Raw genomic sequence first — 25577 nt, forward strand, 5'->3', positions numbered from 1 at the left:
CGGTGCCAAGGGGCTGCAAGCTGGACAAGCTGACGACAAGATGTGAACATGGCGCCCTTTATCGAGAGAGAGACTTGGCCAATGAGCTATGAACTGAGCGACACCGAGCGCAATGCCGCGCTGCAACTGAACGCTGATTACCGTTACGATCACTTCATCAGCAAGCTGGTCGAGCATGAAGAGCTGTTCGTCCTGACTGACGAGCATGGCGTCATGATGCTGACCACCGACGATGAAGATTGCATCCCGGTATGGCCGCACCCGGAGTACGCCAAGGCGTGGGCCGAAGGCGAATGGGCCGATTGCAAGCCACAGTCCATCACCCTGAAGGTGTGGCTGGAGCGCTGGGTTGACGGTATGGAGCAGGACGAGCTGTGTGTTGCCGTGTTCCCGACCCCGGATCAGGAAGGCATCGTACTGGAGCCGGCTGACGTGGCTGACGCCATTGCCGAGAAGCAGGCCAAACGCGGCTGATCACCGAGCTATTCGCAACACCGGTTGCCAACAAAGACCCCGCTATCTGGCGGGGTCTTTGTTTTAGGTCTGTTTGCCAAACGAGTTGTGGCTATCAGGGCTGGCGATAGGTGGTGTCGATGATGGGCTCGGCCGGGAAGGTTTTGCCGCTCTTGATAGCTGCCCTGGTCTCGGTTTTTAGCTCTTCATCAATCCACAGCAGACCGCCATAGCTGTAACCGCTGTTGTCGCCCCCAAGAGGCCAGTAAAGCTGCTCGCTCTTGGGTGTTGCAGGTACTTTTGGTAGTTTTATCCAGCGCCAGGCGCCTTCCCGGGTGTAGGGCACCTGATAGGCGGGGACGAAGCTTGCCAGCTCATAGAGCCGCTGCTGGATCTGCCGTGACAGGGCCGCCTTTTTGGCAAAGTCGAACTCCTTGTCATACTGCTCCACCAGAGCCGTGATGGCATCGTCATCGATGTTCATGATGTTGTTGGTCTGGGGCTTGTTGGCGTTGACCTTGTGGAAGAACTCCCAATAGGCGGGATAGCGGCTGCCCGCCCAGGCCATCCAGGCGCTCTGGTGCTTTTTCTCCAGCATCGATTTGAAACCGGCCGATGCATCCATCAGGTTGAGCTCCAGATTAAGCCCCGCCTTCTTGGCCTCTTCCCGCAACAGCGTGAGCCGCTGGGCGTGCTCCGCGGTGGTATAGGTGATAGCGAGCGTCAGTGACTGCCCCTTGTCGTTTTGCAAAATCCCCTGTGGCCCCACTTTGTTAAAGCCTGCCTTGGCAAAGTATTCCCGTGCCAGTTTGGGATCGAATGGACGGGCCTTGATCTCGCTGTTGGTAAACTCACCCTGACCTGAGCCATAACTGTTGAGTCGCTGGTAATCCCCCCGCAGCAGGGTGGTGAGCATCTTGTCGAGGTTGAGGGCATGCTGGACCCCGAGCCGCACATCGAGATTATTCAACTGCGGATCGGCGGTGTTGAGATAGAGCCCCATCGGCGATTGCGGGGTCTGATTGTAGAACCAGGTACGCCCGATATACCCCTTCTCGAACTCGGCGGTGTTGGTCTTGTCGTGCCACCAGTTGGGCATCACCAGCGGGAAGCTGTCGAGATCGCCGTGCAGGAAGTGCTGCCAGGCGATGTTCAGATCCCTGAGCACCTTGATCTCGATCTGCGCGGGATTGAAGCGATACTGGAAGTAGCGCTCGTCATCTCCCCACCAGTTTTCAATCCGTTTGAAGGTGACCGATTTACCCTTTTTCACCTGATCGATCTGATAGGGGCCGGTGACCGGCAACACCTTCCAGTTGTACTCCTTGACCCAATTGCTGGTGAGCTTGATGGCATGGCTCGGCTCTGGGCTGATGGGCAGCGACTCGAGCAGATCCTGGCGGCTCTTTTCGGTGCCGCTGGTGATGGCCAGGGTGTGATCATCAAACTTGGTAATGTCTGCTATCTGGGTGCTGTAGTAGTTGTTGTACCAGGGGTCGTTGATCTCCTTGCTGAGCATCATCTTGAGGGTAAAGAGCCAGTCATTGGCGGTGACCGGTTGGCCGTCTGACCAGTGCGCTTTGGGATTGATGCGAAAATAAAGGGTCTTGTTGTCGGCGCCGAAGGCCCACTCGTTTGCCAACATCGGCATGGGGTTGCCGGTGACGGGATGAGTGCTCAGCAGTGGCAGGTTGGTTTCCCGCACGTAACCGGCAAAGCCGCCGTTGGAGTCGGGGCCATATTTGCGCAGGGTCAGGGGGAAGCTGGTCATAAAGGTGCGAAAGGTGCCGCCGCGCTTGGCGGCCGGATCGGCATACAGAGGATCCTGGTTGTTGCTCTCCCACTTCAAGTCGGCAGGCAGCGTGGCACTCCAGCCAAACGGGCTCCAGCACAGGGTCAGGGTGATGGCGGTGGCGCGAATGATAGGGGAGAGTCGGCGCTCCCCGGCGGTGATGGTCGATGGCATGTCCTTGCTCTCCTGAAGTCTGCTTCCTGCAGATCACGCACTGGTGATGTCAGTCCCGATGGGGACTGGCTCATCATGAAAATTTTATCCTGTCAGGTCAATGAAATAGCGTAAATGGGCAGGCGCTCATCATGTCGCTCTCTGTGGTTTGAACCAGCGCAGTCGGCTACCCAGCAGATGGACCACAAAGCCGAGCAGCACCAGAGCTGAGCCCAGCCACTGCAAGGGTGTTGGATGTTCATCGAGCAGCAGCGCTGCCGTGACCATGCCGACACAGGGGATCAGCAGGGAGAGCGGTGCCACCTGCGCCACCGGATAGCGCATCAGCAGTCGTCCCCACAGGCCGTAACCCAGCCAGGTCGCGACATACGAGAGATAGAGCACGCACAGCAATCCCTGCCAGCTGAAGTCGCGCAGGCTGCTGGCCATCAGCTCCGGCCCTTCGAACAGCCAGGAGAGGGCGAAAAATGGCAGGATGGGCACCAGACCGCCCCAGGCGATCAGGCTCGGCAGCGTGGTCTGGTAGCGCAGACCAATCTGGCGATTGATGACGTTGCCAAGGCCCCAACAGGCTGCGGCGCACAGCGTCAGGATAAACCCTAACAGGGTCAAGTTGCCTTCACCGTGGGTGGCAATGAGATAGAGGCCGAAACCCGCCAAGGGCAGCGCCACCCAGTGGTGGGGTTGCCAGCGCTCCCCGAGCCAGATCATCGCAAACAGCAGGGTGAACACCACCTGCGACTGCAGCACCAGCGAGGCCATACCTGCGGGCATGCCGAATTTCATGGCGCTGAACAAAAATGCGAACTGGCCGAGGCTGATGGCGCCGCCATAGGCCAGCAGCCAGCGCCAGGGCATGGCGGGCTTGGGCACCAGCAAGATGGCGGGAAAGACCACACCGATAAAGCGCAGCGCACCCAGCAGCAGGGGGGGAATCCCCTCCAGCCCCCACTTGATGGCGACGAAGTTGAGCCCCCAGCAGAGGATGACCAGAGCGGCCAGACACTTGTCCTTGGTTTGCATGGTTGAAATCCTTGTCAGCAGCACTGCGGCGAGTGAGTGGGTTTACACAGCTCGGCGCGATCGGCAAGGGTGGGAGCATACCCTTGTGCAGATGGTGAGTGTCAAGGAGAAAGACCCGTTTGGATTTTTCTGGTGGCAGGTCCTGATGGCAAGATCAGGGCAGATCAGGCCGCAACGCAGTGCAGGGTGATCCCCTTGGCCGCAATGGCTGCCCGCATGGGGGCGGGCAGGGCATCATCGGTAACCAGCACGTTGATCTGGCCCGGCGCGCCAAGCTGGCTCGGGTGGATGGCGCCAAATTTGCTGCTGTCGGTGATCACCACATTGGTCATCCCCTTGGCCAGCACGCTGTTGACCACATCGGCCCTCATCATATCGCGGCCGGTGAAACCCATCTCGGGATGAAAGCCATCCACCCCGATAAAGGCCTTGGAGAAGTGCACCTGCTCGATGCAGAGGCGAGTGAGCGGCCCCACCACGCTCTCGCTCTGATGCTGGAACAGCCCGCCGAGCAGCACCACCTGAGCCGGGGTGTCTTTGAGCAGATGGGCGATATAGCTGCTGATGGTGATGATGGTGACCCGTTTGTGCAGGGCCAGATGGCGCGCCAGCATGGCGTTGGCGCTGCCCCCCTCGATAAAGACCGTCTCGCCATCTTCCACCAGCTGGGCGGCCCGCTCGGCGAGGCGCTCCTTGAGCAGGTAATTGATGTTCATCCGGGCATCCGGGTCATCGGTCTCTAGCGCCATGGCCGAGCCGTGTACCCGTCTGAGCAGTCCCTGCTTCTCCAGCGCGGTGAGGTCGTTGCGCACCGTCACCTCAGACACGCCGGTATGTCGGGAGAGTTCACTCACGCTCATCTTGCGAGCCTGATGGACCAGAGTGAGGATCAGTTGGTGGCGTGGATTCATGGTGCGCTCACATAGAAGGTGTTGGATAGCGGCAAGCCACCCGTGGGGTGGCTTGCCAATCATATGACGTCACTGGCGCCATGGGTGCGCCCCGTCAGAGACTGTGCTCGGTGCGGGCGATGATATCATCTTGCGCATCCGGGGATAAGGCGGTGAAGAAGGCTGAATAGCCCGCCACCCGTACCACCAGATCCCGGTACTGATCGGGATGGGCCTTGGCTGCCAGCAGGGTCTCCCGCGAGACGATGTTGTACTGCACATGCCACCCCTTGTGCACTTCGAAGAAGGTGCGTAGCAGGCTCATCAGCTTGGCTTTGTCCCTCTCGTTCTCAAGGCTCGCCGGGCTCAGCTTCTGGTTGAGCAGCACCCCGCCGAGAATGGCCGCCGTGGGCAGCTTGCCGATGGAGTTAAATACTGCCGTCGGGCCGAGACGATCCGACCCCGAGGAGGGGCTGGCCCCTTCCGCCAGCGGCGTGCGGGCATGGCGACCATCCGGGGTAGCCATGGTGGCGGCACCGAAGGGCACGTTGGCGGAGATGGAGGAGGTGCCGGCATAGTAGGTGCCGCCGATGGGGCCACGGCCGAAGCGGGTGTTGTGCAGCCCCTTGATCTCGTCGATGTAGCTCTGGTAAGCCTGCACCAGCAGCAGGTCAACCTCGTCCAGATCGTTGCCATATTTGGGGGCGGCGTTGGTGAGGCGCATGCGCAGCTGCTCCCCTGCCAGCCCGGCAAAATCTTGTTCGAGTGCTTCGGCCAGCTCTTGCTGATCCACAATCCCCTGCTCGAACACCAGTTTCTTCAGGGCTGCCAGGCTGTTGCCGAGGTTGGCTATCCCCACCTGCAGACCGGAGACCCAGTCATAGACGGCGCCCCCCTCCTTGATGGTCTTGCCGCGCTCGATGCAGTCATCTACCAGGGTGCTGCAGAGGATGTCATGGGCTTGGGCTTCCAGCACGCTGTCGACCACGCAGTCGATCTCGATGGATTTGCGGGTGAAGTAGCGCACCTGCTCATCCCAGCGGGCCATCACCTCGTCAAAGTTGCCAAAGTTACCGTCTCGCAGCGATTGGGTTTGGGGCAGGAAGACCTTGCCGGTGGTGGCATCGCGGCCGCCATCGAGGGAGGCCAGCAAGATGCGGGCGAAGTTGATAAAGCTCATGCCGGTGCAGCGGTAGCCCCATTTGCCTGGCACGGCGGTCTCGATGCAGCCGATGGCGGCGTAGTGGTGGGCATCCTCCACGCTCACCCCGAGCTTGATGAACTCGGGGATCACCACCTCGTCGTTGTTGAAGGCGGGCATGCCGAAGCCGCAGCGGATCACCTGAATGCAGGCGTCGAGGAAATCCTCGCTCATCCCGGCATGATAGCGCACAGAGAGGTTGGGCTGGGTGGATCGGAGCTGGCCGCAGGACTCCAGAATCGCGTAGGAGAGGCCGTTGACCGCGTCATGGGCTGCACCATCCCGCCAGTTCTGGCCGCCGATGGTGACGTTCTGATAGAGCGGGCTGCCGGCGGAGGCCTTGGAGTGGGTGCCGGAGCGGATCTTGTTCACCTCCAGCAACTTGAGCCAGCACCCTTGCAGCAGTTCGATGGCGCGGGGGCGTGACAGGGATTCCGACAGTTCCACTTCACGGCGATACCAGGGGTAGAGGTACTGATCCATCCGGCCAAACGACACCGAGTGGCCGTTGGATTCGATCTGCAGGATGAGCTGGATAAAGTAGCAGAGCTGCAGCGCCTGCCAGAAGGTCTCGGGTGGCTGGTGGGCGATGTGGGCGCAGTTGAGCGCTATGGTCTCAAGCTCGCTTCGGCGCTCGGGGCGAGATTCTTGTGCTGCCATATCATGGGCAAGTGCGGCGTAGCGCGAGATGTGAGCGCTGACCGCATCCAGAGTGATGGCGACGGCGTGCAGGAACTGCTCGCGCTGCAGATCGGCCCAATCCGCCAAATCCAGCCGACTGCGCCGCTCGGCCACCTTGGCCTTGAAGCCATCGAGCCCCAGCGTGAGCAGCTCCTCATAGTTGACCGCGAGGTGGGCATCTCCCGAGGTCATGTTGCCCTCGGCCTTGATGATGCCGCTCTCCAGCAGCGCTTTTTGCTCGTCGGTAAAGAGGCCGAAGCAGCGATCCTGCACCGTCTGGCCGCGCCAGAAGGGGGTGAGGGCGTGGATGGCCAGCTTGTCTGCCTCGCTCACCGCAAAGCTGGCGCCGGGTCTGTCCGCCAGCTCGTCGATCTCCTTCTCAATCCAGCTCACCGTGTACTCAGGAAACAGTGGCGCCGCCCGTACCTGACTGGCCTGATTGCCGACGATAAGCTCGTCGTGCTTGATCCAGATGGTGCGCGCCTTGAGGTGATGAGCCAGCGCAAGAGCGCGGCGTACCGGCAGCGGCCGGGCGAGATGAGCCTGATAGGCCTCGGTGTAGTGGCGGGCACGCTCGGTGCAGACCGGTGGCTGAACGATGTGGATCAGGCTCTCTTTGTGGGCGCGGATCCGCGGGCTGAGGGCATTGAGGTCGAGCTGGGTCATGATCTTATCCTCTGGTCACAGGGGTCAGCCCCTGACGTTGGGCGTATGCATGGGCAAAGTGGAGTAAATCGGGGTCGTCGAGCGGTGTCTCCGGCGCCTGATAGGGCAGATCCAGCAGGGCATATTTGCCCATCCCCAGCGTGTGGTAGGGAAGGAAGTGGATCTCCTGCACCGTGCCGAGGCTGGCGGCGGTGTCGGTGATGGCGCAGATCGATGCGCGGTCGGCATTGAAGCCGGGAATGAGTGGCACCCGGATCTGCATGGGCACACCGTGCTCGGCGAGGCGCTTGAGGTTTGCGATGGGCAGCTCAACCTTGCCGCGGGTCCAGTGGAAGAAACGTTCTTTATCCACGTGTTTGAGATCCGCCAGCACCAGATCCAATGAGGGGAGGCTTGGCTCAATCTGGTGCCAAGGCACATGGAGGCAGCTCTCGACCGCGGTGTGCAGCCCTTCGGCCTTGCAGCGGGCCAGCAGGGACGCGGCAAAGTCGGGCTGCATAAACGGCTCGCCACCGGAGAGGGTGACGCCACCGCCGCTGCGCTCGAAGAAGGGACGATCCCGCAAGATGGTGTCCATCAGGGTGTCCAGGCTCTCCTCCCGACCACACACCTGCAGCGCTTCGCTGGGGCAGAGGCCGCGCAGCCGTTCCATATCGTCGGCCTTGAGGGCAGAACGGCTGAGCTGGATGCCCTCGCTGTCACGCAAGATTGCCGGACAAGCCTGGCTGCAGAGCTGGCATCCCTCGATGCACTGGCGCCGGTCGAGTAGTATGTCCGGCTTGGGAGAGCGGCTCTCCGGGTTTTGACACCACAGACAGGCCAGCGAGCACCCCTTGAGAAACACCAGGGTGCGAATGCCGGGGCCATCGTGAGTTGAATATCGTTGCAGGTCGAAAATCATACCGCCTCCTTTTGTATTTGCATTCTATTTGCTTTCATTCGAAAGTTGATTTGATTTCGATCAAGCTATTTGCAGATGTTTTATCGCTAGAATGGCGACATATTGAACATCCCGTTAAGGAGTTAGAGATGGAGCTGTATCTCGATACCGCCGATGTGGCGGCAGTGCGTCGCTGGTCACGGATCCTGCCGTTGGCCGGTGTCACCACCAATCCTTCCATTACCGCCGCCGGGGGATTGCCGCTGAGCGAGCTGCTGCCCGCCCTGCGCGACGTGCTGGGGCCCAAGGCGCGCCTGTTTGCCCAGGTGATGGCCAAAACCGAAACCGAGATGGTGCGCGAGGCATTTGCCTTGCGTGAACTGGACCCGGATCTGGTGATCAAGATCCCGGTATGCGCAGAGGGGCTGGCGGCCATCAAGAGCCTGACAGCCAACGGCGTGCCGACCCTGGGCACCGCGGTCTATACCCCGCTGCAGGGCTGGCTGGCGGCGGTGGCGGGGGCGGAATATGTCGCGCCCTACGTTAACCGGCTGGATGCCCAGGGGGGCGATGGCATTGCCACCGTGCAGGAGTTGCAACAGCTGCTTGCGCTGCACGCACCGAACAGCAAGGTGCTGGCGGCGTCATTCCGCACTCCCCGTCAAGCGCTCGACTGTCTGCTGGCCGGTTGCCAATCGATCACATTGCCGCTCGATGTGGCGGAGCAGTTGCTGAACGTGCCGGCGGTGGATGCGGCATTGGCGAAGTTTGATCAGGATTGGCAGCGCGCTTTCGGTCGCTGATCCCGGTGACAAGCTGATTGCCGTGATTGAGAGGGGGAGGGTGAAGAAGCGCGGGTGATGGGGATTGACCGACTAGACTTGAAACAGGTGGCCAGGTTCGCGGGCCGCCCTGCAGTCTACCGGAGGTATCCCATGAGCGACCATCTGCTGCTCCCCCATGGTGAAGATTTGCGTCGTGCGGTGCTTTGGCTTAGCGAGCATCACCAGCACGATCTCGCCGCCATTGAAGAGGCCAGCCTGCGTTTTGATCTCTCGCCGCTGGATGAGGAGTTTCTGATCCGGCACTGGCTCGACAGCCAGCGCCAATCATGAATATCCGAGGTGAGAGATTTAGAAGAAGTTGGCGAGGTTGATGCCAAACTCTTTGGGGTCGACCGTGTTTTCGATGCTCTCCTGCACCCCTGACTTGGCCAAATCCAGCCACTGTACGTCGAGGTAGTGACGCTGGGTGGCGTGATAGATCACCTTGACTACTGGCTTGAGCGGCTGCTGCTCGTTGCGCTGCATCACGATAGCCAGGCGCTGGTTTGAGAGCTGTACCAGGGTTCCCACCGGATAGACTCCCATGCACTTGATGAACTTGGTAACCAGTTCGGCATCGAAGTGCTGATTGATCCCCTTGAGCAGAATGCGGAAGGCCTGGGTCGGCTGCATACCTGCTTTGTAGACCCGATCCGCGGTGATGGCATCATAGACATCGACGATGCCGCTCATCCGGGTATAGAGAGAGAGCTGCTCCCCCTTGAGTCGCTGCGGGTAGCCGGAGCCATCGAGCCGCTCGTGGTGGTTGGCGGCCACCTCCAGCATGGTGGGGGTAATGCCAGGGGTATTGCTGAGGATCTCGTAACTGTGCACCACATGCTGACGCATGATGGCGAACTCCTCATCGGTCAGCTTGCCCGGTTTGTGGAGCACCTCGTCCGGGGTCATGATCTTGCCCACGTCGTGCAGCAGGCCACCCAGGGTCAGCTCCTTGAGCACGCTGCGTTCCAGTCCCAGATAGCGGCCGAAGTTGGCCAGCAGAATGGCCACGTTCATGGAGTGCTCCATCAGGTAGGCATCCTTGGCGCGAATACGGGCCAGACAGAGCATGGCATCGCCGTGGGTGAACATGGTGTCCACCATCTCTTCGGCGACTTCGGCCAGCGGAGTTATGTCGATGGGCTCACCCGCTTTGAGGTGGCGAATGAACTTGCCTTGCAGCTCGCGCGCTTCCTGATAGAGGCGGCGGATTTTAAGCTCCCGTCCTTCGCCGTTGGCACTGGCCCGGCGCCCTACCTGGGCGCTGTTGGCATTGAGGTCGGGGGAGGTAACGGCGTCACTCTCGGCACTGCCCAGCTTGCTGCGGGCCAGATCGATGCGTACCGTGAGCACTCCCTGACGCACCAGATTGGCAATTTGCGCCACGTTGGTCACCAAGCCCATCTGGGCGATCTCCATCCCACCTGTCTGGCTGGCGATAGCAATGACATACATGCCGGGTTTCAGTTGGTTGACGGGAATGACGGGATAGGATGCTTGAGACTTCATGGAGGCTTCCTGACTCTTATTATTATGAGTATCGTTCGGATGGGTCACACCGGAGAAGTGTAACATCGGATGACCAGTTCGTCATAATTGGCAACCCCTTAACAGTGGCGTTGTCGCCCCCGCCCGATATAATGACGCCCCTTTACTTGTTGGACTCCGAGGTTGTGAATGCGGCTTGATAAATTTCTGTGCGATTGTTCCGATTTGACCCGCTCGCTGGCAGGCAAACTGATCCGTCAGGGCGAGGTCATGGTGGATGGCATTGTGGTCAAGCAGCCCGCCTTTCATATCAATGAGCAGAGCCAGATCGAGTTTGACGGCGTGCTGCTGACGCTGGAGCAGCGCAACCGCTATTTCATGCTGCACAAGCCGGAAGGGTATGTCTGCTCCAACGAGGATCCGGATCACCCGACCGTCTTCTTCCTGATGGATGAACCGGCGATGGGCAAGCTGCACGTAGTGGGTCGCCTCGACCTCGATACCACGGGTCTGGTGCTGGTGACCGACGATGGTCAATGGTCCCACCGCATCACCTCACCGCGTCACGAGTGTGCCAAGACCTATCACGTCTGGCTGGCCGATCCGGTAAGCCCGGATGCGATCGCGCTGTTCGCCGAAGGGGTCTACCTGCGTAACGAGACCGATAAAACTCGTCCTGCCCAGCTGGAAATTCTCGGCGAGTGCGAGGCACGCCTGACCATCCACGAAGGCAAGTACCACCAGGTCAAGCGGATGTTTGCCTCCATCGGTAACAAGGTCGTTGGCTTGCATCGCGAGCGTGTGGGCGGCCTGACGCTGGACGAAGATCTGGCCCCCGGTGAATACCGCGAGCTGACCGCTGAGGAGATTGCCCTGTTCTGATCTGGGATGGTGCCGGGTGTCAGTGAGTGCTGAAGCCCAGCACCAGCGCGGTGCCCAGGGTGGCAATTAGTGCCCCCGCCCAGGCGGCAATGGATGGCCGCTCCCCCGAGTGCCACCACAACAGCGGCAGCAGCAGTACCGGCGTGGTGGAGGAGAGAATGGCCACCATGCCCACCTCGCCCTGCCGCAACGCCATCAGGATCAGCGTCATCCCCAGCCCCATCGCCAGAAAACCGTTGGTGGCAATCATGGCGAGGATCTGGCGATTGACCGGTTTTAGCGGCATGGCCAGCGGCAAGCGCCCCAGCCGCAGGACGCAGTGGGCCAGCAGGGCACTGCCCATCCGGATACCCGATGCACTCACCGCATCCACCTCACCACTCATCATCACCGGTTTAGCAATGATGGCTCCCACGCTTTGACACAGTGCCGCCGTCAGGCCAAGGCCTATTCCCAGCGCCAGATTGCCACGGATCTGCTCCCACTCGTTGCTGCTACTGCGTCTGCCAAACAGGATCGCCAGCATCACGCCGGCAAAGACCAGCACGGCCCCCAGCAGTCGCCAGCCGGTCAGCTGTTCATTAAAGAGCCAGAGCCCAAGCAGGGCGGAAAACAGCGCATGGCAGGAGAAGAGCAGGGCACTGCGTCTTGGCCCCAACCGGTTCATGCAGGCAAACAGCGCGGTATCGCCCACGAAGATGCCGACCAGCCCCGAGATGGCGAGCAGGGGCAGGGCGCTTGCGGTGAGGGTTTGCCAGCCGCCAGTGAGCAGACTCATGGTGCAGAGCATCAGGCTGACCAGAAACATGCGCCAGCGGCTGTAAGCAAATGCGCCGAGATGACGGGCCGGTTTGACCGAAATTAGCGCTGCAACTGCCCATAAACTGGCCGATGCGAGGGCCAGCCACTCATAACCCATAAAAACTCCTGAAAAAATTAACCCGAAAGACTCCATCTCCCGGGCAAGCCCGATACAATACGGGGCGTTTTCGGGGATAACAAGAGCGGCATCAGGCATTCATCAGGCGCGCCGTCGGCCTTCCCCTCCTGCAGTGGTGTTATTCGAGGTTTTGTCATGAGGTATGGTTTCTTCCCCAAGCTGGCGCAACGCTGGCTCTCCCCGCTATTGCTTGCCGTGCTGGCAGGGCCCCTGGCCCATGCCACCACCGTTGAGCAGCAGCCTCTGCTTGCCGATCGGCAAACCCTGGTCAAGGGCAACGGTGCCGAGCCGGAGTCACTGGATCCAGCGCTGGTGCGATCCGGTTTTCCGGGGGAGGCCGTGCTGGTCGACCTGTTTGAAGGGCTGGTCAGCGAAGATGGTCAGGGGCATATCGTCCCTGCTCAGGCACAGCGCTGGGAGGTGAGTGAAGATGGGCTGGAGTGGCGATTCTTCCTGCGCCCTCAACTGAAATGGTCCAATGGCGAGCCGCTGGTGGCCGCTGATTTCGTCTATGCATGGCGCCGTCTGCTCGATCCGGCCATCAACTCCCCTTCTGCCGGATTGCTGCTGGCCACGGGGATCAACAATGCGCAATCCATCTATGCTGGTGCGCTGGAGCTCGGCAATCTGGGCATTGAAGCGCAAAGCGATCAGATCCTGAAAATCACTCTGGAGCGGCCGGCTCCCTATTTCCTGCAGCTCATCAGTCAGCGCCCCTTTGTGCCAGTCAACCAGAAGGCGATAGCCAAATTTGGCAAGCAGTGGACCGAGCCCGGCAAGCTGGTGAGCAATGGTGCTTATCGGCTGGCAAGCTGGACGCCGAACGAGCAGATCGAAGCCGAGCACAATATCCACTACTGGGATGACCTTCACACTCGTATCGGACGGGTCACCTATCTGCCTATCACTTCGCAACATGCCGAACGGCTGCGCTATGAGGCTGGTGAAATCCAGCTCACCAACAAGGTCTCCCTCGGTTATTACCAGAAGATGAAGCGCGAGTCTCCGGAGCGGCTCTGGGGCTTGCCGCTGTTTGGCACCTATCTCTATGCGTTCAATTTGAAGCGACCCGAACTGCAGGATGTGCGGGTGCGTCAGGCGCTCTCCATGGCGGTTGATCGACAGCAGCTCATTGGATCGGTGAGCGGGCAGGATGAACAGGCAGCATGGTCGCTGTTGCCGGAGATGCCGGGTTACCCCCGGGTGATATTGCCTGTGGCGCTTGAAGATATGCCAACCCGCCAGGCCAAAGCGGCAGCGTTGTTGTCAGCGGCCGGGTATAACAGTGCCAATCCACTCAAGCTGAGCATTACCTACAACAGCGCAGAAACCCACAAGCAGATGGCGATGGCCATTGCCGCCATGTGGCAGAAGCTGGGGGTACAGGTCACTCTCAACAGTCTGGAGTGGGGTGCCTATCAGGTGGCCAAGGATAGCGGTGATTTCCTGGTGGCCAGAAGCTTCCTGTTTGGCGATTACGTGGAGCCGTCTGCCATGCTGGGCAGCTTCCGTTGTCAGGATCTGCGCAACGAGAGCAGCTACTGCAATCCCGACTTTGATCTGTTGCTGGAGCAGGCTGCCAATACGCTGGACAGCGCGAGCCGGGTTGAACTCTACCGGCATGCCGAACAGTTGCTACTTGAGGAGGCGCCGATCCTCCCCGTGTATCATTACAATCAGATGAGACTGGTCGATCCCACCCTGCGTGGACTGCCCAGCCAGAATTTGAAAGGGACGATTGCCACCAAGGATCTCTATTTCAGCCCGCAGTGAGGAGCATTTCATGAAACTTGCCATCATTTCCGACATCCACGGCAGCATCATTGCGCTGGAACGAGTACTGACCCAACTTGAGCCCTGGCAGCCTGATCACTATCTGCTGCTCGGCGATCTGCTTAACCATGGCCCGCGCAATCCTCTGCCGGAAGGGTATAACCCGGCCGCGGTGGCCGATCGGCTCAACGAGCTGGCGCCACAGATCATCGCGGTGCGGGGCAATTGCGATTCCGAAGTGGATCAGATGCTGTTGCGCTTTCCCATCACCGCCCCCTACAACCAGTTGCTGGTCGATGAGCGGCGCTGGTTTGTCAGCCACGGTCATCTTTATCGCCCGGACGAGGTACAACTGCCGGAGGGTAGTCTGTTCCTGAGCGGTCACACCCATGTGCCGGTGCTGGAGTGGCAGGAAGAACGGATCTTGATGAACCCGGGGTCGATCTGTTTCCCGCGCGGCGAGTTGCCTGCCAGTTACGGGAGCTATGAGGACGGGGTACTGCGCGTCAATGCGTGTGAGGATGGGCGAGAGTTGTTGCGACTGGTGCTTTAAAACGGACAGCAAAAATGCAAGGCCTGATAAGAGATGTCAGGCCTTGATACCGTAGGAGCGGGTGCCAGAGCGAGTGTTGCCCTTGGCGTCATAGGTCAGGCTGTTGCGATCGCGCAGCTGACTCAGAAAGGTTGCCAGACGACGGTTTGATACGATGCTCAATTCAAGCAAGCGACCGTTGATATCATTTTGTGCCTGGCAGGCATCCAGTTTTGCACGAAGCTGTGCCATCTCGTCGGGATAGGCTGCCAGCTGCAGTGCCAGTTCCGGCATCTCTGCCAGTGTCTTGTCCAGAGTTTCTATCGCAGCAAGCAACTGCTGTTTGCGCTCGGTCAGTGCGGGCAGGGCCAGTGCCTGATGCTGTTCGAGCAAGCTGAACTCCTCTTCCAGAATGCCTTGCATCTGGCTGAGGTAATCATCTTGGGTGTGCAGTAACGAAGGTAAATCCATCATCCCAGAACTTTGTCCAGATTGGCCTCGAAACTGAACATCTTCTTGGCCACAGCGTCGCTGTTAACCTGATATTCACCACTCGCGACGGCTTTTTTCAGCCGTTCGACCTTGCTCTCATTGCCGGTCGAGGCGGTATTGAGGTTTTGTTGCATCTTTTGCAATTGTTGCGCCTCACTGGTCAAGGAGACGGAGTCCAGCTTGACAGTAGCCGCTTTGTTTTCGGGCGATGAGGTGACTGACTTGCTGCCTGTCCCCTGGCTATTAGCGGTATTTTGCAACCGATTATTCGCCAAGTTGTTGATATTGTTGATGGCCATTTTAGTTACCTTCGTCTGCTTTAAGGTTTGCTTACCTGTTTATCGGTGCGGCAGATCAAAACTTTAGAAAAAAGTTGTCAAGGATCCGGATTTAAAAAGTGATCGATACGGCACCTACCGCACTGACTTTACCCTCAACGGTTTTGCCGGAGCGAATATTGACGAGTTTGATGATCTCTCCGAAGCTGCCATCTTGCAAGGCTCGGGCCATGGTTTTGATCTGGAAGTTGCTGTTTTCTGCCGTCAGGGTGACCTGATCCCCTTTGCACACTACACAAACCTGGCTCAAACGGATGGGTTGCCCCGGTTTTAGCTCCCGCTTGCTGCGTACTCCGATAAGAGGGGCGGTGTCAGTCAGGTAGTCGCCGCGGATGAGGGTCTGATCTTGATAGGCCAACACCAGTTGGCTTTCACTCAGCAGGTCCCCCTTGGCGATGGGGTTGGTCACAGTGACATAAGGCTTTTGAATACTGACCCGTACCGGGAGATAGACGTCCCAGGGTTTGTCTTCCTCACATTTAAGGTAAACTGTTGTATTACGGCGAATTTCCATTTTTGCTGGTAAGCTGATAGTGAGCAGATCTTCGCAGCGGGTCAGTGGGAGCCGTTCATCCAGCGTGGCAGAGGTGACCTCGGCTCTGGCATCCAACGGAATATCCAGCTGGCTGTAAACGAACTCTTGTGCCTTTTCTTGCAGATAAGTAGTGACGTCCGAGGCATAGCTGGAAGATATGCTGCCAAAAAAGAGGCTGATGAGTAAAAGTCGGTTAATCATTTTCGCTCGTTGGTCGATAAGTTGTTCACGCATATCACCATATTTAACTATGATTGCTTCAGAATCTGTTCGTTGTCACATCGATAGTCTGACGCAATCCATCACGCATGCATGATTAATGCCAAGCGTTTTTAGGGAGTGTTTATGGCCAGTATCCTGGACTCGGTCAACCAACGTACCCAGCTAGTGGGGCAAAACCGGCTGGAGTTGTTGTTGTTTCGTCTCAATGGACGTCAAAGATTTGGCATCAACGTATTCAAAGTGCGTGAAGTGTTGCAGTGTCCCCCCTTGACCGTGATGCCCAAACTGAACTCCTGCATCCGCGGGGTAGCACATATTCGTGGCCAGACGATCTCGGTTATCGACCTCAGCATGGCGGTTGGCAAACGCCCGATTGATGATCTGAGCAAATGCTTCATTATCATCTCCGAGTACAACCGCTCTATTCAGGGCTTTTTGGTGCATTCGGTCGAGCGCATCATCAATATGAACTGGGAATCCATCCTGCCTCCGCCCAAAGGTGCAGGTCGCATCAACTACATGACAGCCGTGACAGAAGTCGATGGCGAGTTGGTCGAAATCCTTGATGTTGAGCGGATATTGAACGAAATTTCGCCGGTTGCAACGGATGTTAGTGAGGAGTTGGTTCAGGCCAGTGTCGACCACCCGACTCTGGGGCGTCCTGTTCTTGTTGCGGATGACTCCTCAGTGGCACGCAAACAGGTACAACGTGCGCTTGAGGCTATCGGTGTCGAGTGCGTGTTGGCAAAAGATGGCCGCGAAGCATTGAACATGCTGCTGGAAATGACCAAAAATGGTCCTATCAAGGATCAGGTTGCGCTGGTTATTTCGGATATCGAAATGCCGGAAATGGATGGCTATACCTTCACTGCCGAGATCCGGAATAATCCCAATCTCAAGGATTTGCATGTTATTCTGCATACCTCGCTCAGTGGAGTATTCAACCAGGCAATGGTGCAGAAAGTTGGTGCGAACAATTTTATCGCCAAGTTCCAGCCTGATGAATTGGCCAAGGCCGTACAAAACGCACTCTAATAAAGAAGAACAGCTGCATGAAGACACTTTCGGACGACTTATACAAACAGTTCAGCAACTTTCTGGCGGTACAGAGCGGAATTGTGCTGGGGGATAACAAACAGTATCTGGTGAAGAGCCGTCTTTCACCTTTGATGGCTCAGTTTGGCATCGAGAGTTTGTCTGATCTGGTTACCCGTGCAATGAGTGTGCGAGAGCGTGACCTGAAAATGGCCGTGGTGGATGCTATGACGACCAACGAGACCCTCTGGTTTCGTGATACCTATCCGTTTCAGCTTCTTACCGACAAGATTTTCCCCGAGTTGGGGAAAAGTGGCCGCCCCATCAAGGTCTGGTCGGCTGCATCCTCGTCAGGTCAGGAACCCTATTCCATTGCCATGACTGCACTGGAGCAGCAGATGAAAAAGCCGGGTACCTTGCCTGGTGGCGTGCAGATTGTCGGGACGGATATTTCGACGACCATGCTCAATCAGTGTAAGGAAGGCGTTTACGATAGCCTTGCTCTGGCGCGCGGTTTGTCACCGGAGCGCAAGAAGATGTTTTTTGAGCCTTACGGTGACAACAAGATGCGGGTTGCCGAGCGAGTCAGAAAATTGACCACCTTCCGGCCACTCAACTTGCTGGAGAGTTATAGTCTGCTCGGCAAGTTTGACATTATCTTTTGCCGTAACGTGCTCATCTATTTTGCGCCGGAAGTGAAGTCGAAGATCCTCAACCAGTTTGCTGCCAGTCTCAACCCCGGTGGATATCTGATGTTGGGCGCGTCGGAGTCACTGGCCGGGTTGACCGACCGGTTCGAGATGATCCGCTGTAATCCGGGGATTGTCTACAAGGTCAAATAGGCCTGATGGCCTTGATATTCGGGGTCTGCCGAATATTGCCAGTTCATGCAAAGAGGGAAGCTACGAGCTTCCCTCTTTCTTAATCTACAGCTCAGTCTTTCTATTTACCTACCATATCTCGCCACTGCAAAAGTGGTTGCAACCTTAAGGTGGCCAAATGATGCCGTCTGACTCAAGGCACGAGATGCTCCTGTCGTTTTCGGTTTGCAATGTGCTCATACCCAAACCATCGATCTGAGTGATTTGCTTATGGCACACCTCTTGCAAACAAAATAAACCAAGCAGGAGGTGTGCTATGGCTCTTTCATTTGACAAGGCATTCGGTGTGCATCAACACACCATAAGCGTTCGCGCCAAGCGTGCAGAGGTGCTTTCCAGCAATATTGCCAACGCAGATACCCCGGGCTTCAAAGCCAGGGATATCAATTTTGCTCAGGCATTGCAGGAGGCTCAGTCGCATCAGGGTTTTGGTTTGGCAACGACCAGCGAAAAGCACTTTGCCTTGAATATGGACGCTCCGGGTACCGTGCAATATCGCAACCCGCTGCAACCGGATACCGGTGACGGCAATACAGTCGATGTGCAGCAGGAGCGCAGCGAATTTCTGCGCAATAGCCTTGAGTATCAAACCTCCCTTGAATTTATGAATAGCAAGATCAGTGGCCTGCTCAAGGCCCTGAAAGGAGAGCAGTGATGAGTTTGTTCAAGGTCTTTGACATAGCAGGCTCGGCTATGAGCGCACAGTCAGTGCGCCTCAACACGGTTGCCAGCAACATGGCCAACGCGGACAGCGTCAGCTCCAGTGTGGAAAATACTTACCACGCCAGGCGGCCAGTCTTTGCCGCCCAGCTCGATCAGGCGATGTCTGACAAGCAGGGCTCGGTCGGGGTGGAGGTGAAGGGCATTGTCGAGAGCAAGGCGCCACTGCTTAAAGAGTACAACCCCAACCACCCGATGGCGGACAAAGACGGTTTTATCTTCAAGCCAAACGTCAACATGGTTGAAGAGATGGCCGACATGATCAACGCCTCGCGCAGCTACCAGACCAACGTACAGGTTGCTGATTCGGCCAAGAAGATGCTGCAGCAGACGCTCCAGCTTGGCAAAGGGTAAATAGAGGGCCTTTATTATGTCTGACATAAATAATCTTTATTGGAATCCCTCTCGTAATGCAGGCGGCTCAACCTCTAGTACCAATAATGCTTCAGCGCCCATCGGGAGTAATTCAAAAGCAACAGCGCCAAAGAAAGAGCTGGATCAGGCTTCATTTATGAAGCTGTTGACCATGCAGTTGTCATATCAGGATCCCTTCAAGCCGGTCGACAATGCCCAGATGCTTTCCCAGATGGCCTCAATGTCTACGTCGGAGGGGATCAGTAGTCTGTCTACCCAGATGGGCAAGCTTAATGACCAGATGATATCCAGCCAGGCTCTCCAAGCGTCTTCTCTGGTGGGTCAAAATGTATTGCTACAGGGCAATACAGGATTTTTAGACAAGGATGGTTCGTTATCTGCGGTCGTTGCTGTAGGCACAACGAATAAATATGCGGGCGTCAAAATTACCGTTGAGGATGAAAAGGGACAGGTTATCAAGGAGTTTCCCCTCGAAGGCGACCAAAAAGGTAATGTGGAAATTGCTTGGGATGGTAAAGACAAGGCCGGTAACCGAGTTGCCGCAGGCAAGTATGTCATCAAAGCCAGCGGCACTCTCGATGGCAAGTCGGAAAGTATTGCCACATTTGCTTATGCCAAAGTGGACAGTGTTGCCTTGGGCAATGCCACCAACCCGACTCGCCTCAATTTGAGAGGGCTGGGGAGCGAATATCTGAACAATATTCTGCAAATATCAGGAACCAATTCAAATCCGACGGTTACACCGTCAAAAACCACGTCGACAGCATCGATCTAAGGAGCTGGATATGTCATTTAACAATGCCTTGAGCGGTGTCAACGCGGCACAAAAAGACTTGAACGTCACCGCTAACAACATTGCCAACGTTAACACCATGGGCTTTAAAGAGTCCCGTGCCGAGTTTGCGGATGTCTACGCCAACTCCATCTTTGTCAATGCCAAGACCCAGGTCGGTAACGGTGTGGCAACCGGTGCGGTTGCCCAGCAGTTCCATCAGGGGGCGCTGCAATTTACCAATAACGCGCTGGACCTGGCGATTCAGGGGAATGGATTCTTTGTGACCTCCGATGGCCTGACCAACCTGGATCGCACCTATACCCGTGCCGGCGCCTTCAAGCTCAATGAAAACAGCTATATGGTCAACAATCAGGGCCATTATCTGCAAGGTTACGAAATCAACGCCGATGGCACCCCGAAGGCGGTCAGTATTAACTCTACCAAGCCGATCCAGATCCCTGATAAGGCGGGTGAGCCTGTGAAAACGACCAAGATCGAGGCAAGTTACAACTTGCCAGCTAATACAAAGCCGCTTCCGGCCGGTGCTACGGCACCAACGGTTCCTGTTCCTAACCCGCCTGATGCATCTACATTTAATCGAAAAGACTCAAATACCTATTCTGCATCCACGTCAATTACGGTTTACGATTCGCTTGGTGAGCCACATACCATTACCCAATATTTTGTTAAAGAAGCAGATCCTGCCAATCTTGCTAACCCAGCAAATCCTACAGCATGGCGCATGTATCTTTACCAGGGAGATAAGCCTATTGATATCGATGGTGTTGGTGCGGTTACTCCGACGATGGCACCTGGTTTGGATCAGGCTCCTGCTGGTGCGAGAATCACATTTGATGCTGATGGAAAAATGATTTCACCGACTACACCGGCGGTTATCAAGACCGAAGCATTAGGAGCTGGCGCAGGGATAATCAATAATGGTGCAGACCCTACCCAAGTCATTGAAATTTCTTTAGGTAATCTTACCTCTTACGCTTCTCCTTTCGAGGCCTATAAGTTGACGCAAGACGGCTCGACAGTCGGTCGTTTGACCAAAGTTGAAATTACCCCTGACGGTATTGTGTCTGCAACTTATAGCAATGCGACTACTGTCAAAGTTGCCATGGTGGCAATGGCCAAGTTTGCTAATGCGCAAGGACTAACTCAGGTCGGAGATACTTCCTGGAGACAATCGTTGCTTTCCGGAGACGCGTTACCGGGTATGGCAAACTCGGGCACTTTCGGGACCATCAAATCATCGGCGCTGGAGCAGTCCAACGTGGATTTGACCTCGGAGCTGGTGGACCTGATCACGGCCCAGCGTAACTTCCAGGCCAACTCCCGTTCTCTGGAGGTCAACAGTTCGCTGCAGCAAACCATCCTGCAGATCCGTTAATCTCGCAATAAATCATAATGAGAGGGGGGCTTGGCCCCCCTCTCTGTTTCTGTCGGATTCCTATACTCCTTATCCCCCCCATATTTCTGCTGTTGGCACTCTAATTGCATTTCTCCTGTCAGAGTCATCTGTTTGACGGAGAATTCCATGGATCACCTGCTTTATATCGCCATGTCCGGGGCCAAAGAGACCATGAACAGCTTGGCTGTTCGCGGCAACAACCTCGCCAATGCCAATACAACCGGCTTCAAGTCCGATTTTGAGCAGGCCAGAAGCATGCAGGCATTCGGAGAGGGCTTGCCAAGCCGGGTGTTTGCCATGGCTGAGCGCCCGGGTCAGAACCTGCAGCATGGCATGCTGATGACCACCGGACGGGATCTGGACGTGGCGGTAGATGGGCCTGGCTGGATTGCCGTGCAGGATCCCAAGGGGGGTGAGGCCTATACCCGCATGGGGAATTTGCAGGTCAATGCGACCGGCAACTTGCAGACCTCGACCGGTCTGAATGTGGTGGATGACGGTGGTCAGCCAATCGTGTTGCCTATGCCGATGGAGAAACTCGAGATCAATCGGGATGGCACCATCAGCGGCCGTCCGGAAGGGGCTGCTGCCAATTTGCCGGAGGATTTCCAGCGGATCAAGCTGGTCAACCCTGCCGCTGATGCGGTGGAGAAGGGCCAAGATGGTCTGTTTCGCCGCAAAGATGGCCAGAATGAACCCGCCTCTGCCAACGTTGGCCTGATTGCCGGCTCCCTTGAGGGGAGCAACGTCAATGTGGTGGATGAGATGACCAACCTGATCCGGCTGCAACGCCAGTTCGAAACCCAGGTCAAAATCATGAAGACGGCCGAAGAGAATGATGAAGCTCAAACCCAACTGCTGCGAATCAGCTAATCAAGGAGTTACCTATGAATCCCGCACTCTGGATCAGCAAGACCGGGTTAGATGCACAGCAGACCAATATTTCGGTCACCTCGAACAACTTGGCGAACGCCAGCACCTTGGGCTTTAAAAAGTCACGGGCCATCTTTGAAGATCTGCTGTATCAAAATATCAACCAGCCCGGTGGCCGCTCCTCTGCCGATACCGAGCTCCCCTCCGGCTTGATGCTGGGGGCGGGTGCCAAGGTGGTGGCGACCCAGAAAAACCACAGCCAGGGCAACGTACAAACCACTGACAACTCGCTCGATTTGATGATCAGTGGTCGTGGTTACTTTGAAATTCAGCTGCCGGATGGCAGTGCAGCCTATACCCGCAACGGTCAGTTCACCCTTAACGATGAAGGGACCATAGTGACGCCGGGTAATGGTTACCCGCTGCAACCGGAAATCCAGATCCCGGAAAACGCCCAGAGCGTTACGGTGGGTGAAGATGGCCAGGTCTCGGTGCAGCTCAAGGGCGATGGCGCTTCTCAGGTCGTCGGTCAGATCAACATCTCCGACTTCGTCAACGCCAGCGGCTTGCAGCCGATGGGGGAGAACATGTTCGTCGAGACCCAATCCAGTGGTGCTGCCGCCCAGGGGACTGCCGGTGCCGATGGCTTGGGGGTGATCAAGCAGGGGATGCTGGAGACTTCCAACGTCAACGTGACCGAAGAACTGGTGAATCTCATTCAGGCTCAGCGGGTCTACGAGATGAACTCCAAGGTGCTCTCCGCCGTGGACGGCATGATGTCCTTCCTGATCCAGCGTACCTAATTAGGAGGCGCATGATGAAAGCTGTATGGATGCTGGGATTGTTGGTGCTGGGAGGGTGTAGCAGCACTCCCAATACGCCCAAGCCTGATGATCCCGAGTTTTCCCCCGTCTACGGGGAGTCGGAGCCGGTGTCGGTGCGGCCGACAGGGGCTATTTTCCAGCCGGATCAGGTCAATGGCATCTATTCGGATATCAAGGCGCACAAAGTCGGCGACATCATTACCATCGAGTTGTCGGAGTCGACCTCCGCCTCGAAAAAGGCCAATACCCAGAGTGGCAAGGACAATAAATTCAATCTGGACCCGGTCAAGCTGGGTGGCATGCCCGTGACCGCCAGTCCCTATGATCTTTCGGCTTCCATTGGTCAGAACAGTGCGTTCAAGGGGCAGGCCAAAGCGGACCAGAGCAACAGCCTGCAGGGCAATATTTCGGTCAGCGTGGCCAAGGTGCTGCCCAATGGCAATCTGGTGGTGCGCGGCGAGAAGTGGATCATGCTCAACAATGGCAATGAATATATCCGGATCACCGGCCTTATTCGCCCGGAGGATGTGACGTCTGATAACAGCGTTTCGTCCCAGAAAGTGGCCAATGCCCGCATTTACTACGGTGGTACCGGCGATCTGGCCAATAGCCAGGAGCAAGGGTGGCTTACCAGCTTTTTCAATGGTCCCTGGTGGCCGCTCTAGGAGATGTTATGAAGTCACTCCGTCTTGTCACACTGCTCTGCTGTCTGCTGCCCTTGGGCGTGGCCAATGCGGCCCGGATCAAGGACATCAGCTCGGTTGAAGGGGTGCGTAACAACCAGCTGATTGGTTACGGTCTGGTGGTGGGGTTGCCCGGTACTGGCGAGAAGAACAACGCCTTCACCGAGCAGACCTTCCGTACCATGCTCAACAATTTTGGCATCAAGGTGCCGGATAACATCAAGCCCAAGATCAAGGATGTGGCGCCGGTGGCGATCCATGCCGACCTGCCCCCCTTCTCCAAGCCGGGTCAAACCATCGACGTGACGGTCTCTGCCATTGGCGAGGCCAAGAGCCTGCGGGGCGGCACCCTGTTGCAAAGCTTCCTGAAAGGGCTCGATGGGCGGGTCTATGCGGTCGCGCAGGGCAGTCTGGTGGTTGGTGGTCTGGGGGCCGAGGGGGCTGATGGCTCCAAGGTAGTGATCAATACCCCGACCGTCGGGCGGATTGCCAACGGTGCGACCGTGGAGCGGGAGGTGCCCAACTCCTTCAGTCAGGGGGACACCATCACCTTCAACCTTAACCGACCCGACTTTACTACAGCGCGCCGTCTGGCTGATGTGGTCAACGATCTGGTGGGGCCCAATACCGCTCAGGCGCTCGATGCCACCTCAGTCAAGGTCTATGCCCCGCGGGATCCGGGTCAGCGCGTCTCCTATCTCGCCACCATCGAGAATCTGGAGGTGGATCCGGCCAATGAGGCGGCCAAGATCATTGTCAACTCCCGCACCGGCACCATAGTGATCGGCAGTCAAGTCAAGCTCAAACCGGCGGCCATCAGCCATGGCGGGTTGACGGTGACCATCGCCGAAAACCAGCAGGTCTCCCAGCCCAACCCGTTGGCGGGAGGAGAGACGACGGTGACCAACAACTCGACCATCAATGTCCAGCAGGAGCCGGGGCGGATGTTCAAGTTTGATACCGGTGCGACCCTGGACGATCTGGTCCGGGCGGTCAATCAGGTCGGGGTCGCCCCCGGTGATTTGATGGCCATCCTTGAGGCGCTGCAGCAGGCAGGCGCTATCGAGGGGCAACTGGTCATATTGTAACAAGCGGCAAGTGGTTGCCATGGGTGGCAATGAGGTAAGCAAAATGGCGGAGTTTGACAGCAACAGCGGCATGAATCTCGGGATGGTACAGGACATCAAGAACCTGGATCGTCTGCGCCAGATGAGCCAAAGCAAAGAGGGACAGGCCGAAGCGCTCAAGAGTGCGTCACGCCAGTTCGAGTCAATCTTTACCCAGATGCTGTTTCAGAGCATGCGTCAGGCCAACGGGGTGTTAACTCAGGACAACCCGATGAATAGCAGCTATACCCAGTTCTATGAAGGGATGCTGGATGAGCAGCGGGTTGCCGACATGTCCAGCAAGGGGGGGCTGGGATTGGCTGACATGGTGGCCAAACAGCTCTCTCCCGAGACCTTTACCCATCAGGATGGGCGAGTGCTCAAGATGCCGCAGCGCACCGAACGGACCTACAAACCCTATCAGCCACCCACGGCCGCAGCAGATGATTTGATCGCGGCATCAAAAGTTGGCAAAGATTTTGCTGAAAGAGAGATGACCGAGGGGGTCAAGGAGAGCCACGCACTCACTATGCCCCGTCGACCGCACCGCAGCATTCCACCCATGGGACGCATGGCCAGCGAAGAGAGCAGTGCCACCGGTAGTGGGGGCAAAGAGTTCGATACGCCCGAAGAGTTCGTTAATCGCCTGATGCCGCTGGCCAAGAAAGCGGCCGACAAGCTGGGGTTAAGCCCGGCGGTACTGGTCGCCCAGGCGGCACTGGAGAGCGGTTGGGGCAAGCGGGTGATCAAGGATGGCGAGGGGCAGGTGACCCATAACCTGTTTGGCATCAAGGCCGATCCGCGCTGGGAAGGGCCAAAGGCTGTGGTCAGCACGCTCGAGTATGAGCAAGGCGTCGCCTCCCGCCAGAAAGCGGCATTTCGCTCCTATGAGTCGTTTGAAGAGAGCTTCAACGACTATGTGGATTTCCTCACTTCCGGCTCTCGCTACAAGGGAGCCCTGGCGAAGGTGGATAGTCCTGATCGCTACTTCGAGGCGCTGCAACAGGCGGGTTATGCCACCGACCCGCACTACGCCAGAAAATTGAAACAGGTATTGCGCAGTGATGCCATTGCCCAATACAACGAGATGGAGCTGTAACGT

The 25577-nt window shown here is 57.3% G+C and carries 27 protein-coding genes; 17 read left to right on the forward strand and 10 right to left on the reverse strand.

What is annotated here, in order from left to right:
• Nucleotides 1-81: 81 nt before the first annotated feature.
• Nucleotides 82-474 (forward strand): DUF2750 domain-containing protein, encoded by a 393-nt coding sequence (locus AB5Y84_RS20365; protein WP_005334204.1) that lies wholly within the window; start codon nt 82-84, stop codon nt 472-474.
• Between the two features lie 94 nt (nt 475-568).
• Here AB5Y84_RS20365 and AB5Y84_RS20370 read toward each other — a convergent pair whose 3' ends face one another.
• The 5 genes from AB5Y84_RS20370 to AB5Y84_RS20390 form a co-directional block, all read right to left on the reverse strand.
• On the reverse strand, nt 569-2419 hold the full coding sequence (locus AB5Y84_RS20370; protein WP_368177619.1) for an extracellular solute-binding protein: 1851 nt from the start codon (nt 2417-2419) through the stop codon (nt 569-571).
• A gap of 129 nt (nt 2420-2548) precedes the next feature.
• On the reverse strand, nt 2549-3442 hold the full coding sequence (locus AB5Y84_RS20375) for an EamA family transporter (protein ID WP_257725668.1): 894 nt from the start codon (nt 3440-3442) through the stop codon (nt 2549-2551).
• Nucleotides 3443-3606: 164 nt separating this feature from the next.
• Nucleotides 3607-4353, reverse strand: coding sequence for a DNA-binding transcriptional regulator YciT (locus tag AB5Y84_RS20380; protein WP_005350628.1), 747 nt, complete (start codon nt 4351-4353; stop codon nt 3607-3609).
• 94 nt (nt 4354-4447) lie between these two features.
• Nucleotides 4448-6880 carry a formate C-acetyltransferase/glycerol dehydratase family glycyl radical enzyme gene (locus AB5Y84_RS20385; RefSeq protein WP_257725669.1) on the reverse strand — a complete coding sequence of 811 codons (2433 nt, stop codon included), beginning with the start codon at nt 6878-6880 and terminating at the stop codon, nt 4448-4450.
• A 4-nt stretch (nt 6881-6884) separates the two neighbouring features.
• Nucleotides 6885-7781: a glycyl-radical enzyme activating protein gene (locus AB5Y84_RS20390; protein WP_257725670.1), complete on the reverse strand. Its 897-nt coding sequence runs from the start codon at nt 7779-7781 to the stop codon at nt 6885-6887.
• A gap of 128 nt (nt 7782-7909) precedes the next feature.
• Between AB5Y84_RS20390 and fsa the strand changes: the two genes are divergently transcribed.
• Nucleotides 7910-8563 carry a fructose-6-phosphate aldolase gene (gene fsa / locus AB5Y84_RS20395; protein ID WP_040066153.1) on the forward strand — a complete coding sequence of 218 codons (654 nt, stop codon included), beginning with the start codon at nt 7910-7912 and terminating at the stop codon, nt 8561-8563.
• A gap of 132 nt (nt 8564-8695) precedes the next feature.
• Nucleotides 8696-8875 (forward strand): hypothetical protein, encoded by a 180-nt coding sequence (locus AB5Y84_RS20400; protein WP_069555269.1) that lies wholly within the window; start codon nt 8696-8698, stop codon nt 8873-8875.
• Nucleotides 8876-8893: 18 nt separating this feature from the next.
• Here the strand turns inward: AB5Y84_RS20400 and AB5Y84_RS20405 are convergent, their stop codons facing one another.
• Nucleotides 8894-10093 (reverse strand): HD-GYP domain-containing protein, encoded by a 1200-nt coding sequence (locus AB5Y84_RS20405; RefSeq protein WP_129504312.1) that lies wholly within the window; start codon nt 10091-10093, stop codon nt 8894-8896.
• Between the two features lie 168 nt (nt 10094-10261).
• Here AB5Y84_RS20405 and rsuA point away from each other — a divergent pair, with 168 nt between their 5' ends.
• On the forward strand, nt 10262-10954 hold the full coding sequence (gene rsuA / locus AB5Y84_RS20410; protein ID WP_064336826.1) for a 16S rRNA pseudouridine(516) synthase RsuA: 693 nt from the start codon (nt 10262-10264) through the stop codon (nt 10952-10954).
• A 19-nt stretch (nt 10955-10973) separates the two neighbouring features.
• Here rsuA and AB5Y84_RS20415 read toward each other — a convergent pair whose 3' ends face one another.
• Nucleotides 10974-11873, reverse strand: coding sequence for a DMT family transporter (locus AB5Y84_RS20415; protein WP_257725671.1), 900 nt, complete (start codon nt 11871-11873; stop codon nt 10974-10976).
• Nucleotides 11874-12029: 156 nt separating this feature from the next.
• On the opposite strand from AB5Y84_RS20415, the gene AB5Y84_RS20420 reads away from it, so the two are divergent.
• A complete protein-coding gene (locus AB5Y84_RS20420; RefSeq protein WP_338711382.1) occupies nt 12030-13667 on the forward strand; it encodes a peptide ABC transporter substrate-binding protein in 1638 nt (545 codons plus the stop codon).
• Nucleotides 13668-13677: 10 nt separating this feature from the next.
• Entirely contained in the window at nt 13678-14220 is a 543-nt protein-coding gene (gene yfcE / locus AB5Y84_RS20425) for a phosphodiesterase (RefSeq protein ID WP_088869427.1), read from the forward strand.
• 36 nt (nt 14221-14256) lie between these two features.
• Here yfcE and AB5Y84_RS20430 read toward each other — a convergent pair whose 3' ends face one another.
• From AB5Y84_RS20430 to flgA, 3 genes are all read right to left on the reverse strand, one after another.
• Complete coding sequence (locus AB5Y84_RS20430; protein WP_040066163.1) at nt 14257-14673, reverse strand: flagella synthesis protein FlgN; 417 nt, start codon at nt 14671-14673, stop codon at nt 14257-14259.
• Nucleotides 14670-14990: a flagellar biosynthesis anti-sigma factor FlgM gene (gene flgM / locus AB5Y84_RS20435; RefSeq protein ID WP_005334177.1), complete on the reverse strand. Its 321-nt coding sequence runs from the start codon at nt 14988-14990 to the stop codon at nt 14670-14672. Before flgM ends, AB5Y84_RS20430 begins: the two co-directional genes overlap by 4 nt.
• A gap of 91 nt (nt 14991-15081) precedes the next feature.
• On the reverse strand, nt 15082-15765 hold the full coding sequence (gene flgA, locus AB5Y84_RS20440; RefSeq protein ID WP_338711712.1) for a flagellar basal body P-ring formation chaperone FlgA: 684 nt from the start codon (nt 15763-15765) through the stop codon (nt 15082-15084).
• Between the two features lie 144 nt (nt 15766-15909).
• Between flgA and AB5Y84_RS20445 the strand changes: the two genes are divergently transcribed.
• The 11 genes from AB5Y84_RS20445 to flgJ all read left to right on the forward strand — a co-directional run bounded on the left by AB5Y84_RS20445 (nt 15910) and on the right by flgJ (nt 25574).
• Nucleotides 15910-16821 carry a chemotaxis protein CheV gene (locus AB5Y84_RS20445; RefSeq protein WP_005334174.1) on the forward strand — a complete coding sequence of 304 codons (912 nt, stop codon included), beginning with the start codon at nt 15910-15912 and terminating at the stop codon, nt 16819-16821.
• Between the two features lie 17 nt (nt 16822-16838).
• Nucleotides 16839-17663, forward strand: coding sequence for a protein-glutamate O-methyltransferase CheR (locus AB5Y84_RS20450; RefSeq protein WP_005334171.1), 825 nt, complete (start codon nt 16839-16841; stop codon nt 17661-17663).
• A 295-nt stretch (nt 17664-17958) separates the two neighbouring features.
• Complete coding sequence (flgB, locus tag AB5Y84_RS20455) at nt 17959-18357, forward strand: flagellar basal body rod protein FlgB (protein WP_005334169.1); 399 nt, start codon at nt 17959-17961, stop codon at nt 18355-18357.
• Nucleotides 18357-18776, forward strand: a complete 420-nt coding sequence (gene flgC, locus AB5Y84_RS20460) for a flagellar basal body rod protein FlgC (RefSeq protein WP_005334167.1) — start codon at nt 18357-18359, stop codon at nt 18774-18776. Before flgB ends, flgC begins: the two co-directional genes overlap by 1 nt.
• Before the next feature lie 16 nt (nt 18777-18792).
• A complete protein-coding gene (locus AB5Y84_RS20465; protein WP_005334165.1) occupies nt 18793-19572 on the forward strand; it encodes a flagellar hook assembly protein FlgD in 780 nt (259 codons plus the stop codon).
• A 10-nt stretch (nt 19573-19582) separates the two neighbouring features.
• Nucleotides 19583-20968 carry a flagellar hook protein FlgE gene (flgE, locus tag AB5Y84_RS20470; RefSeq protein WP_257726100.1) on the forward strand — a complete coding sequence of 462 codons (1386 nt, stop codon included), beginning with the start codon at nt 19583-19585 and terminating at the stop codon, nt 20966-20968.
• A 147-nt stretch (nt 20969-21115) separates the two neighbouring features.
• Nucleotides 21116-21862 (forward strand): flagellar basal-body rod protein FlgF, encoded by a 747-nt coding sequence (gene flgF / locus AB5Y84_RS20475; protein ID WP_005334159.1) that lies wholly within the window; start codon nt 21116-21118, stop codon nt 21860-21862.
• Nucleotides 21863-21876: 14 nt separating this feature from the next.
• Nucleotides 21877-22665 carry a flagellar basal-body rod protein FlgG gene (gene flgG, locus AB5Y84_RS20480; RefSeq protein ID WP_368177620.1) on the forward strand — a complete coding sequence of 263 codons (789 nt, stop codon included), beginning with the start codon at nt 21877-21879 and terminating at the stop codon, nt 22663-22665.
• Between the two features lie 14 nt (nt 22666-22679).
• Entirely contained in the window at nt 22680-23351 is a 672-nt protein-coding gene (gene flgH, locus AB5Y84_RS20485; RefSeq protein ID WP_257726102.1) for a flagellar basal body L-ring protein FlgH, read from the forward strand.
• Nucleotides 23352-23359: 8 nt separating this feature from the next.
• Nucleotides 23360-24457: a flagellar basal body P-ring protein FlgI gene (locus AB5Y84_RS20490; RefSeq protein ID WP_005350664.1), complete on the forward strand. Its 1098-nt coding sequence runs from the start codon at nt 23360-23362 to the stop codon at nt 24455-24457.
• Nucleotides 24458-24500: 43 nt separating this feature from the next.
• The gene (flgJ, locus tag AB5Y84_RS20495; RefSeq protein ID WP_167572156.1) at nt 24501-25574 is read left to right on the forward strand and encodes a flagellar assembly peptidoglycan hydrolase FlgJ; all 1074 of its coding nucleotides are present in this window, start codon (nt 24501-24503) and stop codon (nt 25572-25574) included.
• Nucleotides 25575-25577: the final 3 nt, after the last annotated feature.

The sequence above is a fragment of the Aeromonas sp. s11 genome (assembly GCF_040907945.1).
GTDB lineage: Bacteria > Pseudomonadota > Gammaproteobacteria > Enterobacterales > Aeromonadaceae > Aeromonas > Aeromonas veronii.